Here is a 14,392-nt window from a genome sequence, read left to right as displayed (position 1 = left end):
CCTCCTAATACTTATAATCTATTCAACAACCTTAACCATTGCTGGTCGAATACAACGACCATCCACAGTATAGCCAGTTTGCAGTACTTCACATACCGTATCAGATTCGTATTCATCTGATGGTACGCGCATAATTGCTTGATGGAAATTTGGATCAAATGGTTTACCAACTGCATCGATAACAGCTAAACCATGCTTAGACAACATAGCCATCAAGTTTTGATGAATCATGATAAATCCATCAAGGAATACCTTTGTATCCCCTTCTGCAGGAGCTTGTACAGCTCGCTCAAAATTATCTAATACAGGTAGCAAATCTTTTAGGACATCGCCCTTAACAAAGCCTGCCAACTGTTCTTTTTCTTGATTAGTACGGCGTTTAAAATTTTCAAAATCCGCTTGTAAGCGTTTATAACGATTATCAAAATCGGCTTTTAATTCTTCTAACACCTCACTTGCATCAACTACAGACTCTTCAGCATTTTGCGCTTCCGATTGTTCCTTCGTTGCTTCTGTAGGCTCAGAAATTTCTTCGTCTACCACATCTTGTTTAATTTTTTCTTCAGACATGCCTTATCCTTTCTATGTTTGATTTCTTGCCATCGTTTCCATTAAATGTTTCATATAGGAAAGCATATTAATAATTCGACTATATTCCATTCGCGTAGGGCCCAATATAGCCAATGTACCAAGTTGATTATTATCTTGAGAAAAATCAGTTTGAATAAGACTCATATCACTTAATGCTTCCATTTGATTTTCTGAACCAATCTTAATCTTAATTGGTTTGTTTGAATTATCTTGCAATATGTGACCTAATTCTTGTTGTTCTTCTAATAATGAAAGTACAGGCTGTACCTTTTCAACCGTTTTAAATTCCGGTTGTCGTAACAACTCAGTAGTACCAACGGAATAAAATAAACGTCGCTTTGTGATGGCCCTTAATAAGGTTTCTCCGATTTGTAATGATACGGATTTTGAACCGTCTATGTGTGCGATAATTGCACTTATTTGAGCCGATGTAATATCACGTAAAAGCTTATTTTGAACGGCATTGCTAAATTGTATAGCTAATCGTTGTAATTCATCAGCTTTCACTGGTGATGTAAAATACATCAATTCATTATCAAGTGCACCGGTTGCAGTTATTACAACCATAACAGCTTGGTGAGCATCAAGAGGTAAAATATGTATATATTTTAACATTGCTTGATCATGTCCAGGGGCTAATAATAAGCTCATACTATGACTGATTTGAGAAACTAATCGAGCCATATGTAATAACATTTCATTGCCAGAAAGCTGCGTATCATTCCATATAGAATGGATTTGTTTCACATCCTCATTCTCCACTGGACCTTGATGCATCATAGAATCAACGTATAAGCGATAGCCTTTTGACGATGGTATTCTACCAGCTGATGTATGAGGTTTTTCTAAATAGCCTAAGTCCTCAAGATCAGCCATTTCGTTTCGCACCGTGGCAGGACTAATACCTAAGTTATAATTTTTAGCAATCGTCCTAGAACCAACAGGCTCAGCAGATTTTACATAATCCTCTATAATCGCTCGTAAGATGCGTTGTTTTCTTTCATCCATAATGACACCTCACTTGTTAGCACTCAAAATATTCGAGTGCTAATCGCATGTATAATATTACCATACCAAAATAAAATGTCAAGTAAATTTATCCTTAAAAACCTAATAAAATCAAGTTTAGTCAAAAAGACAATGTTATTTCACAGAATAATAGGTCAAAAAGACAACTAAATAGATATGGAAAAATAGTCAAAAAGACAAGGCCTATCTATATTTATAAGGTTTTATAGAAATATAAATAGCTCCCAGTCAATTTATCACTAGGAGCTATTGTTAAATTATAAAGTTTTATTTTCTAATGGATTGCCAAGACGTTCTAACAATTTCCCCATCCGTTCCTTTGGTTCCCCATTTTCTGCATACCAATCGATCAGTATATCAGCAGCCTTCTTTGCTTGTTCAACAGATAATTTACGCATTAGTATTTTCCCTGCTTCAGGGCGCATACCAGTATTACCACCTACGGCGAGCATAAATCCTTGAGATGTACCAATAAAGGCAATATCTTTAACCATAGAATCAGGACAATTACGACCACAACCACTAATTCCTATTTTACATTTGTGACTTGTTTTACGACCATAATGTTTACGTTCTATATAATCTGCTAATTCAGCAGTCTCCATCTGACCGTTTTTACATTTTCCTTTACCTACACAGGCAATTAATGAATTGACACCTCTATGAATAACCGTAGTAACCCCATCAGGTAACTCAGCAATCAAAGCCTCTTTATCATCCTTATCAATACCTGTAATTTGTATACCAGTCACCACATGTCTAAAGGAACCACCGTATTTTTCAGCTAATGATATACATGCTTTCATTTGGTCCAAAGAAAATTCATTATGTAATCCATGTATTATAACAGATGTCTTCATCTTTCCTCCTAAATAAGCATGCATATTCATCATCATCCTATTTATCCTAACATGTTACTTATTGAGAAACTATGAGAAATCTTACTCTTTTATGAATTGACTAAACACATAATTTCCATGCTTAGCACCTTCTGGCGTAAGATAATATAAGTCGCCATCTTGTATTATTAAATTCTTTTCAATTAAATTATCTAAAATAGAGCCATATATATCTTCTAATCGTATATTAAATCTGTTAGCAAAATCGACTGTATTGATTCCCCACTTGGTTCGCAAGCTTAAAAAACAATAATCTTCTCTAGCTCTTTTGGAATCGATAACTTCCTCATCTACAACAGGAAATTCAAAGCAGTCTATTTTTCTAGCATAAGGCATGACATTACGATTATTAGCTCTTCTTACACTATCAAAAAATGAATGAGCACCAGCACCAAAACCTAAATAATCACAATATTGCCAATATTTTAGATTATGTTTACTATAGGCCTTATCTTTCGCAAAATTGGATATTTCATAACGCTCAAATCCCAAATCTTGAATCCCTTGCATCATCATGTCATACATCGTATCCTCTGTTGATTCATCAGGTAAAGAAATGACTCCTTTATCAACCAAATGATATAATCGTGTTCCTGGTTCTACTTGTAAACCATAGGTAGAAATATGATTAATAGGCAATGTACTAACAATATCTAAATTTTTATTAATTTCATCAGTTGTTTGATTCGGTAATCCATATATTAAATCGATATTAATATCTTGAAATCCTTCCTTAAAAGCCCATTGAACTGCATGTATAGCATCCTCACGATTGTGACTTCTATGTAAACTTACTAGAGATTTATCATTAAAAGTTTGAACCCCAAAACTGATACGAGAGAATCCTAACTTATGCAGCCCCTTTAAATAAGCCCGATCTACCTCTCCAGGATTTGATTCAATGGTAAACTGACAATCAGGAGATACATTATAGGTAGTTTTAATGGTATTCAAAATTTGTTCTAACTGTAATAAGGATAATTCCGTCGGTGTACCGCCTCCCAAATAAACAGTATCTACAAGTTTAGTACGAGATTTAGGATATGCATCACCGAACATAGTCATTTCTTGAACCAAGGCATACAGATATGTATCGTAATATTCCTCTAAATTTTGATACGCTGGAAAGTCACAATATATACATTTTTGTTTGCAAAACGGGATATGGATGTATATCCCCATATCCCGCTGTACAAACAAATCGTTACGATTTGTTACCATATTAATCTTCTACCTTTAAAATTGCCATAAATGCTTCTTGTGGAATCTCTACAGAACCAACGGCTTTCATGCGTTTCTTACCGGCCTTTTGTTTTTCTAAGAGTTTACGTTTACGAGAAATATCGCCACCATAACATTTTGCTAAAACGTCTTTACGCCAAGCTTTTACAGTTTCACGAGCTACAATTTTTGTGCCTACTGCTGCTTGAATAGGAATTTCAAACATTTGACGAGGAATTAATTCTTTTAATTTCTCAGCTAATGCACGACCACGTGTAGCAGCGCGATCCTTATGAACGATGATAGATAATGCATCTACAGGTTCTCCATTTAACAAGATATCCATCTTAACCATTGGAGATTGTTTATAACCAATCAATTCATAATCAAGAGATGCATACCCCTTTGTAGCAGATTTTAATTTATCAAAGTAATCATAAATGATTTCGCTTAATGGTAAGTGATATACAACGGATACACGCGTTTCATCCAAGTATTCCATGGATTGATATTCGCCACGTTTATCTTGAGACAATTCCATAATAGTACCAACAAAATCCTTAGGTACAATGGTCGTAGCCTTAACATATGGTTCTTCAATATAATCGATTTCCGTTGGAGGTGGTAATTTAGCAGGATTATCCACTTCTAGCATTTCCCCATTTGTTTTATATACCTTGTAGTTAACAGATGGAGCCGTAGTGATAAGTGTTAGATTATATTCACGCTCTAAGCGCTCTTGAATAACATCCATATGTAGTAAGCCTAAGAAACCACAACGGAAACCAAAGCCGAGAGCCAAGGATGTTTCTGCTTCATATTCTAAGGCAGCATCATTAAGCTGCAATTTTTCTAATGCATCACGAAGATTTTCGTAGTCTTTAGACTCTGTAGGGTAGAGACCACAATATACCATAGATACAGCCTTGCGGTAACCTGGTAATGGTTCAGGTGCAGGATTATTAGCTAATGTTACCGTATCACCTACGTGACAGTCAGCTACATTCTTAATACTTGCTGCAATGCAACCTACAGAACCACATGGTAATTCTTGGACAGGCACAAGATTTGGTGTAAAGATACCGAGCTCAGTTACATCAAAATCCTTATTATCATGCATCATACGGATTGTATCTTTTGTTTTAATAGTACCTTCTTTTACGCGCACATAAGCAATAGCACCTTTATAAGCATCAAAGCGGCTATCAAAAATCAATGCTCTTGTTGGTTCATCAGATTTATCTGGTGGTGCAGGCACCTTATTTACAATAGCTTCTAAAATATCTGGAATGCCAATGCCAGATTTAGCAGAACATAATACTGCTTCTGATGCGTCTAAACCAATGATATCTTCAATTTCATGTTTAACCCGATCAGGATCGGCAGAAGGCAAATCTATTTTGTTGATAACAGGAATAATTTCAAGATCATGTTCTAAAGCGAGATACACATTCGCCAACGTTTGAGCCTCTACACCTTGTGCAGCATCTACAACGAGTAATGCCCCTTCACAAGCTGCAAGAGAACGAGATACTTCATAGCTGAAATCCACATGGCCCGGCGTATCAATAAGGTTCAAAATGTATTCTTCACCATCTTGAGCCTTATACAAAATACGAACGGATTGCGCTTTAATAGTAATACCACGTTCACGTTCTAAATCCATGGAATCCAATACTTGAGCTTCCATTTCCCGTTTTTGTAATGTACCAGTATATTCAATTAATCTATCAGCGATGGTAGATTTACCATGGTCGATATGAGCTATAATACAGAAGTTTCTAATCTTTTTCGTTGACATACTATATGAACAAGTTCAAGGAACTTGTATTCTCCTTTCTAACATACGCGATCGATAACAGCACCTCCTAATAATTGAGTGCCATTATAAAAGGCTACGGACTGACCTGGTGTAATAGCCCGTTGTGGTTCATCAAAGATAACCTCCATCGTATCGTCGTCTAAGATACGTGCCGTACAAGGCGATGGGTTGGCTGCGTAACGAATTTTACCTTCCGCCTTTAACTCTTTATGGATTGTATCATCTAAGAAATTATAGAACTTACAAATCATACGATTCGTAAAAAGTCGATCATTAGGTCCTACAATAACTTCATTGCGTTCACCATTAAAGCCAATAACATATAAAGGGTGTTTATAAGCAATGCCTAGTCCTTTACGCTGACCAATCGTGTAATTGAATAAACCCGTATGCTTTCCTAATATTTCACCATCTTCAGTAACAATATTACCAGATTTTGGTTTAGTTTTCATTTCTTCTACTACGAGTTTTTGATAATTACCATGCGGTAAGAAACAAATATCTACACTGTCTGGTTTCTTAGCTACTGGCAAATCATATTCAGCAGCTAATTTACGCGTTTCTGTTTTACATTGGCCACCCAATGGGAACATGAGGTGACTCAAAATACGTTGATTCATATTATACATAACATAGCTTTGATCTTTAGTTGGGTCAACACCTTTATGCAATTCATATAAACCAGTGCCTTCATTATAATTAACCTGTGCATAATGACCGGTTACCATATGTGTTGCACCAAGTTCAAGGGCTCGATTGAGCATCAAATCAAATTTGATATTTTTATTACAGAATACACAAGGATTTGGTGTACGACCATAAGCATATTCTTTTACGAAATAATCTACTACATTCTCGTAGAATACATCGCGAGCATCAATAACATGATGCTCAATACCTAGAAAATCACACATTTTCTTAGCATCTGTTACGGCAAGAGGCACCTCATCATACGGTGTCCCACTCACCCATAGCCATAGGGTAATACCAAATACTTTATAGCCTTGTTTTAGTAGCATTGCAGCAGTCAAAGAACTGTCTACGCCGCCACTCATAGCTACAGCGATAACTTTTTCCATACTTTCTCCTTTTAATGATCTCTTGATCATAAAACTAATCAGGGTGAAAGCCTGACGTGTAAAACACTAGTTCGGTGTAAAAGTCCGAGTAGTATTGCTATGAAATTATAGCAACTTATATTATAGCCTAGAACGAGGTATATTGAAAAGATTTGAAACAAAAGAATCTCTTTCCATCAAAGAAAGAGATTCTAATTATTATCTATGTTTTAATAATTCCTCTGCCGCCCCTAAAATGCCGAGCATAGAATGTTCGAATACAAGACCACCTTGCATGAAGATTGTATATGGAGAGCGCACAGGGCCATCGGCACTAAGCTCAATAGATGACCCTTGTACAAAGGTACCGCCAGCCATGATAATTTTATCTTCATAACCAGGCATATCCCCAGGAATTGGATGCACATGCGCATCTACAGGAGAGTAAGCTTGCATACCTACACAGAAATGCTCCATTTCCTCGCCATTTTTTAAATTAATGGCTTGAATCAAATCATAACGCGCTGCATCTACCTTAGGAAATACTTCATATCCAAGTAATTCACCTACTGCAGCTGTATACACAGCCCCTTTAAGAGCTTGTAATACTACATGAGGAGCCATAAACAAGCCTTGGAAGAATAAACGGTAACCAGGCGCATAAGAGCCCATATGATCACCAAGCCCTGGAGCCGTCAATTGATATGATGCATCTTCAACTAAATCCTCACGGCCCACGATATAGCCACCGGTTGGTGCTAAACCACCGCCAGCATTTTTGATGAGAGAACCTGCCATGATATCAGCACCGGCCTCTAATGGCTCTTGAAGCTCTGTAAATTCACCGTAGCAATTATCTACAAAGCAAATGGTTTCCGGATTCTTAGCTTTCACAACATCAACGATCGCTTTAATATCCGCAATCGACAATGGCTCACGAGTACTATACCCACGAGAACGTTGGATAACCACAGCACGTGTATTGGAATTAACAGCCTGTCCTATAGCGTCCAAATCATAGGTATTATTGTTAAGGGGCACTTCTGTATAGGTAAAACCTTTTTCAATCAATGAACCCTTAACAGGACGAGTATAGCCTATAACGGATTGCATTGTATCATAAGGAGCTCCAACGGCATAGATAAATTCAGTTCCTTTAGAGCCATTTCCCATAATAGCCATCAGTGTGGTGGCTAATGCGTGAGTACCCGATACAAAATGTGGGCGCACGAGAGCCTTTTCGCCTTTGAATACATAGGCAAATACTTCATCTAATTTTTCACGGCCTACATCGTTATAACCATAACCGGTTGTGCCTGTAAAATGATAGTCAGATACTTGACACTCTTTAAATGCTTCTAATACCTTTTTCGTATTTGCTAATGCAATAGGTTCAAACTTTTTAAATTGTGGTTCAGCCATTTCAAGGGCTTTACTACGTATTTCTTCTAATGTCATTCTCTATCCTTTATCCATTAAAAACTTGAGTCAATTATATTACAAGCCATACCATAAATTTCGGCTTCTGTTGTTTGTGAGTCTATGGTAATCCATTCTATGTACGGCATACGTTTATACCATGTAATTTGTCGTTTTGCAAAGTGACGCGTATTTTTCTGAATTAAATCTACACATGCGTCATAACTGATTAATCCTTCTAAATACTGAACAACCTCTTTATAGCCAATACCTTTAAAAGCCTGACAATTTGGATTTACTCCATTTTTTAGTAATTGTTTAACTTCATCCTCTAGACCTTTTTCAAACATAATTTCTACGCGACGATTGATTCGATCATATAAATCACTACGTTCTCGTTGTAATCCAATAACTGGACCTTTATAGGATAAACCCTCTTTTGTTTGCTTTATTAACGATTTATAATCACCAGCAGTCATCAATTCAATAGCGCGGTACAACCGATGTTTATCAGTATATTTAATTTCTATGCCACCTTTTTCTGCCAAATTCTGAGCATACTCACGTAATCCATCTACGCCATATTCAGTATATAACTCATCTAATTTGATTCTTAATTTTGTATTAGGCTTTATATCATTAAAATTATAGTTTTCTAACAAAGACTGAACATATAAACCAGTGCCACCAGATAAGATTGGTACAACATGATTGTCATTTAATTGATCTATTAATGATTTGGCTTGTTGTTGAAAGATAGAAACACTGTAATCATCGTCAGGTTCTAAAATGTTTATGAGATGATGGGGTACAGCAGCTAATTCATCTGTTGTCGGCTTTGCAGTACCAATATTCAACTGTTTATACACCTGATACGCATCACCAGAAATCACTTCGCCATTATAGCTTTTAGCCAATGCTAATGTTAAGTCAGTCTTACCTACAGCTGTAGGACCTACAATTGTTATTAACTTTTTCATTGTAACCCCTTATCACTGTAAACACCATATCCAATACGACTATACTTGCCGCCCACCCATGTGAATGGTGGGAAATCTTTAAATACAGAACTAAACGGCCGTTCTTTAATAATAAAACCTAATCGACAAACGCGCCTAGCTTCCTGAATCACAGAATCTGTGATTCTACCTTCCAAAGTATGCCCACGCAACGGTTTAAATTGAGGACTTTCTTCAATAGGAACTTCAAACATAGGGTCAAAATATAATATATCTACACTATCGTTAGGTAGCCCCTTTAAAAAGCTTTCAAAATTATCATGACGAGCATCAATACGACGTAGTGCATTTGTTACAGTCATATCCTCATGAGTATAATGTTTCAATCCAAACCATGTAGATAGCCATATAGGATATGACGCCTCTAATCCTATAATATGTGCATTAGGGAATGCATAGGACATGATAATACTATCACTGCCAAGGCCTAGTGTACAATCAACTATAGATATGGAATTAGATGATTCAGTTGTTAACAATTCTATAGCGTTTACAAGATGGTCATCATCTCCGCGTTGTAAGCGTAAAATACGCAATTGAGCCATGGATAAATGAAATCTATGCTCCTGTTCTTCGTTAAAATGAATTGTCAATTGATTCTTAGAAACAACCGCAATAGGTGTATCCTCTAATAATAGTTCAGAAATAGGTCTCTTTTGACGATTTAGATATACTAAATCTAATGATTTAGCTAATTCTTTTGTTTCTTCTTTTATCGCTGAAGACGCTTTTTGTGAAGTAGTAATAATCATATTAAGACCTTAAGAATAACTTACCCAATTCATCAGGTGTAAATTTAATAATTGTTGGGCGACCATGAGGGCACACATAAGGTTTATCTGTATGGAATAAATCTTCAATAAGTGTTGTCATTTGGTACATATTAAGATTGTGTCCAGATTTAATGGCACCCCTACACGATGCATAAGCTAGCATTTCATGACGCAATTGAGCTTTAGTAGGCTGTTCATGGTCATGCAAAAAAGTAAATACATAAGATAAAATTTCCTGAGCTTTACTTTCTACTAGATCTACAGGTGCACCAACTAATTTGATTTGATTAGGACCGCCAAGCTCTACTTCAAAGCCTAAATCCAACAAAGCGTCCTGTTCATTCTCAACAAGATTCATTTCATCCTCTGTGGCATTGCTATAAGTCGGTACAAGCAGGCTTTGCATTGGTATAGCTTCCGAAGATTTACACAAACGATCATAACGGACACGTTCGTGTGCTGCATGCTGATCTATAATATATAAATCATCACCTTTTTTGGCTAATATATAACAGGATGCAACCTGTCCCATTGGTAAAAAGCCTGATTTTTGTATATCTCTAGACTCATCTTCTATATGCTGTTCTTGTATTTGATGGAATTTCTCTTTATCTTCCGTCGTATAGCTAGTATAAGCTGTAGGAACTGATGTAAATGAGGATTCCTCAAATGCTTCCTGTTCATACGTCGCTTTTGGAGCTGGTGGTGTAAACCCTTTTTCTTTTAAGGCATCTACAAAATCGCGTGTATCCTGACGTAATACCTCATATCCCTTAGTGCGCCGTCCGCCAAAAACCTTATCATAGTCAATGGCTGTAGCAATATGTTCAGCCGTATCATTATGATCACTCAAAACTTGTGGAGCTTGGTACGAGTTATAGCCACTACCTTGTGATTCAGTTTCTAAAGGTTGAGTAAACGATGATGATTCACGTTCATACCGTTCATGAAGAGGGTTATTTAAGGCATTTAGAATTGCATGATAAACAGCTTTAAATATGATTTTATCATCTTCGAATTTAACTTCACTCTTCCGAGGATGTACATTGATATCCACCATACTAGCCGGTACAGTTATATGTAGTAAAACCAATGGATATCCAGATTTTGGTAATAATGCATGGTACGCATTATCTATGGCTTTCAAAATTGTTTTATCTGATATAACTCGATTATTGACAATAATCGTCTGCCAAATACGCGTGCTTTTTAACAATGTTGGTTTAGATACAACACCTTCGATATAGATATGTTCACTTTCATAAGCGATAGGAAATATATCATTCTTAGTCTTATAACCATATAATGCAGCCACTGTATCTTGTATTGAGCCAGTTCCTGGTGTAATGATGGCTACACGATCATCAATAGTTAATTTAAAAGCAATATGCGGATTACTTAACGCCAATTTACCAACAATGTCTTGAATTTTAGATGATTCAGTTCGTTCAGTTTTAAGAAATTTACGACGAGCTGGTGTATTAAAAAATAATTCCTTCACTTCAATTGTCGTACCAGGTGCTGCACCATAAGGAATACAATCAGTAAAGGTTCCTCCATCGATGAGGATACGTGTACCAAGTTCTTGGTCTACAGTTCTAGTAGTCAAAACAAAATGAGAAACAGAGGCGATACTCGCCAAAGCCTCTCCCCTAAACCCTAAGGATGCAATATCGAATAAATCCTCTACATTTTGAATCTTAGAGGTAGCATGGCGCAAAACTGCAAGGCGGGCATCTTCTTCTGTCATCCCCTTGCCATTATCAGTAATGCGCATATATGCACTACCACCTTCACCAATTTCCACTTCAATCGATGTAGCACCAGCATCAATAGAGTTTTCAATCAGTTCTTTTACAACTGATGCGGGACGTTCTACAACCTCACCAGCTGCTATTTTATTGATTGTAGTTTCATCCAAAACATGTATGGTTGCCATTATTTACCGCCTCCATTACGCGCCTCCGCTTGTAACTGATGAATTGCATTTAGCGCCTCTATAGGTGTCATCGTATTCACATCAATAGCTAATAAGGAATCCACAACAGAATGGGTGAATAAATTGCCAAAATCATCTTGTTCGATAGAAGGTTTTGTATACTTAACAACAGAATCTGATGTTATAACGCGATTATTTAAATCATCGGTGTCGGTATTTTGTTTCTCTAAAGATTCAAGAATCACTTCCGCTCGTTTCAATACTTGAGCCGGCAAACCTGCTAATTTTGCTACGTGAATACCATAGCTCCTATCGGCACCACCTCTAATAATACGGCGCAAAAAGGCAATATCTTTCCCTTTTTCCTTAACGGCTACCGTATAATTCTTTAATCGTGGATATACGTCTTCTAAGGGTATCAATTCATGGTAATGAGTAGCAAACAATGTTTTTGCATGGATATGTTTACAAATATGTTCTACCACTGCTTGTGCAATACTTAAACCGTCAAAGGTACTTGTACCACGACCTATTTCATCAAGGATAATCAAACTTTTAGATGTAGCATTTTCAAGAATATAAGCAACCTCTTTCATTTCTACCATAAATGTACTTTGACCTGTAGAAATATCATCACTAGCACCTACACGTGTAAATACGCGATCTACAGGAGAAATAGTGGCTTCTCTAGCAGGAATGAATGACCCAATTTGAGCCATAATCATAAGTATCGCAACTTGTCTCATATAGGTAGATTTACCAGCCATATTGGGTCCAGTTATAAGCATAAATTCTTCATCATCATGATTGAGTACTACATCATTAGGAACAAAAACCTCTCTTTTTAAGAATTTTTCTATCACTGGATGACGTCCATCGCGAATATTAATTTGCCCATTCATCACAATATTAGGGCAAATATAATTTGACTCATAGGCAACAGTTGCTAATGATGCAAGTACATCCAGTTCTGCTAAAGCCCTAGCTGTTTCCTGAACCTTTTTGATAACCCCTTTAATTTGATTACGTAAATCTTGATAGAGCTGTTGCTCTAAGGAAACAATCTTTTCCTTGGCACTTAGAATTTTAATTTCAAATTCTTTTAAATCAGGTGTAATATAACGCTCTGCATTAACTGTGGTTTGTTTCCGAATAAAATAGGCTGGTACCTTATCAACTTGAGCTTTGCTAACTTCAAAGAAGTAGCCAAAAACCTTATTATATTTTGTTTTAAGTTTAAGACCAGTTTCTTCCCTAGCCTTATCCTCTAACTTTTGAAGCCAAACTTCACTATTAGTAGCCAGTGAACGAAGTTCATCTAATTCTTCATTATAGTCATCTCTAATAACTCGACCATCTTTTAATGTTAACGCAGGTTGCTCTGCGATAGCTCGATTCAATAAATCATATATATCAGCATGATTATCAATGCGAGTATTAATAGATGACAATGAAAGGCCAGAAAATTCTTTAAGAAGATTCTTAATATGCGGTAGTACTTGTAGGGATTCACGAAGCGATGTAAAATCCCGAGGCGATACAGAACCTGTTTCAATACGACCTACGATACGCTCAAAATCATAAATACAATCTAAATAACTTTGAATTTCGCATCTTTCACCATTGCGAGATATGAGTTCCGCAACAGCAGCTTGACGTCGTTGAATAGTAGATATATCCGTAAGAGGACTTTCCAACCATTGTTTTAATAGACGGGCCCCCATAGGTGTTAATGTTCTGTCGAGCACATCTAATAAAGTCCCCTTTACACCGCCATCCCGCAAGTTGTGTGTAATCTCAAGATGACGCAATGAGGATGTATCTAGAATCAAACGATTGCCTACATCCATCTGATGAACATAATTAATATGGGCTATTTCTGTTTTAATTACATCTTGTAAATATAAGAGCATAAAGCCTAATGCAGCTAATACATCTTCCTCCATAAGGCCCATATCTTGAAAGTGATTATTTGCTAATTTACATGCATGTTCTACACTTTCAAAGGAGGCAAAAGGGGATAATACTACATTATTAAATTGATTATGAATGAAATCAACGATAGATTGTGGCAAAATAGTTCCTTCAGGAACAATGATTTCAGCAGGTCTATACATGCTAAGGGAATCATATATTTGACTTATATTGTCTTGAGGTACACGATCCCAAATGACCTCACCCGTAGATACATCGGAGAATACAAGAATCCAGGCCTCTTTAACTAAATAGAATAGAGCTAAAAAGTTATTACTCCGTGCATCATTACCATTTTCTGTCATTACGGTTCCCGGTGTAATGACTTGGATAACATCCCGTTTAACGATGCCTTTTACGGCCTTAGGGTCCTCTAATTGTTCACAAATAGCGACCTTGTACCCCTTTTTAACCAAAGTTTCTATGTAACTTTCAGCAGCATGAAAAGGAACGCCACACATAGGTGTTCGTTCCTCATTGCCTGTTGGTCTACCTGTTAAGGTAATATTCAATTCTCGAGATGCAATTAATGCATCTTCATTAAATAATTCATAAAAATCACCAAGTCGGAAAAATAGAAGCTCATCGCTATGTCGCGATTTAATGTCTAAATATTGTTCCATCATTGGTGTTACTTTTTTTGCCATT

At 36.5% G+C, this 14,392-nt stretch carries 11 protein-coding genes; all 11 read right to left on the bottom strand.

The genetic code is table 11. The features are described 5' to 3' along the window. Positions 1-18: 18 nt before the first annotated feature. Positions 19-570 carry a nucleotide exchange factor GrpE gene (gene grpE / locus HMPREF1477_RS01415; RefSeq protein ID WP_005383290.1) on the bottom strand — a complete coding sequence of 184 codons (552 nt, stop codon included), beginning with the start codon at positions 568-570 and terminating at the stop codon, positions 19-21. A 12-nt stretch (positions 571-582) separates the two neighbouring features. Next, positions 583-1,599: a heat-inducible transcriptional repressor HrcA gene (gene hrcA, locus HMPREF1477_RS01410; protein ID WP_016475555.1), complete on the bottom strand. Its 1,017-nt coding sequence runs from the start codon at positions 1,597-1,599 to the stop codon at positions 583-585. A gap of 278 nt (positions 1,600-1,877) precedes the next feature. Then, positions 1,878-2,480, bottom strand: a complete 603-nt coding sequence (locus HMPREF1477_RS01405; RefSeq protein WP_005379020.1) for a nitrite and sulphite reductase 4Fe-4S domain protein — start codon at positions 2,478-2,480, stop codon at positions 1,878-1,880. 81 nt (positions 2,481-2,561) lie between these two features. Then, a complete protein-coding gene (hemW, locus tag HMPREF1477_RS01400) occupies positions 2,562-3,740 on the bottom strand; it encodes a radical SAM family heme chaperone HemW (RefSeq protein WP_005378870.1) in 1,179 nt (392 codons plus the stop codon). Position 3,741: 1 nt separating this feature from the next. Beyond that, on the bottom strand, positions 3,742-5,541 hold the full coding sequence (gene lepA / locus HMPREF1477_RS01395; protein WP_016475553.1) for a translation elongation factor 4: 1,800 nt from the start codon (positions 5,539-5,541) through the stop codon (positions 3,742-3,744). Between the two features lie 38 nt (positions 5,542-5,579). Continuing rightward, entirely contained in the window at positions 5,580-6,641 is a 1,062-nt protein-coding gene (gene mnmA, locus HMPREF1477_RS01390; protein ID WP_016475552.1) for a tRNA 2-thiouridine(34) synthase MnmA, read from the bottom strand. 198 nt (positions 6,642-6,839) lie between these two features. Continuing rightward, a complete protein-coding gene (locus HMPREF1477_RS01385; RefSeq protein ID WP_016475551.1) occupies positions 6,840-8,078 on the bottom strand; it encodes a methionine gamma-lyase family protein in 1,239 nt (412 codons plus the stop codon). A 17-nt stretch (positions 8,079-8,095) separates the two neighbouring features. Further along, positions 8,096-9,019, bottom strand: coding sequence for a tRNA (adenosine(37)-N6)-dimethylallyltransferase MiaA (gene miaA, locus HMPREF1477_RS01380; protein ID WP_016475550.1), 924 nt, complete (start codon positions 9,017-9,019; stop codon positions 8,096-8,098). Further along, positions 9,016-9,810 (bottom strand): class I SAM-dependent methyltransferase, encoded by a 795-nt coding sequence (locus tag HMPREF1477_RS01375; protein WP_016475549.1) that lies wholly within the window; start codon positions 9,808-9,810, stop codon positions 9,016-9,018. Before HMPREF1477_RS01375 ends, miaA begins: the two co-directional genes overlap by 4 nt. 1 nt (position 9,811) lies before the next feature. Next, positions 9,812-11,770 (bottom strand): DNA mismatch repair endonuclease MutL, encoded by a 1,959-nt coding sequence (gene mutL / locus HMPREF1477_RS01370; RefSeq protein WP_016475548.1) that lies wholly within the window; start codon positions 11,768-11,770, stop codon positions 9,812-9,814. Then, positions 11,770-14,391, bottom strand: a complete 2,622-nt coding sequence (gene mutS, locus HMPREF1477_RS01365; protein ID WP_016475547.1) for a DNA mismatch repair protein MutS — start codon at positions 14,389-14,391, stop codon at positions 11,770-11,772. The genes mutL and mutS overlap by 1 nt, the downstream gene beginning before the upstream one ends. Position 14,392 lies beyond the last annotated feature (1 nt).

It is taken from the genome of Veillonella sp. HPA0037, assembly GCF_000411535.1.
GTDB lineage: Bacteria > Bacillota > Negativicutes > Veillonellales > Veillonellaceae > Veillonella > Veillonella atypica.
The sequence above is the reverse complement of the archived record's forward strand: the minus strand, read 5'-3'. Positions and strand labels throughout refer to the sequence as shown.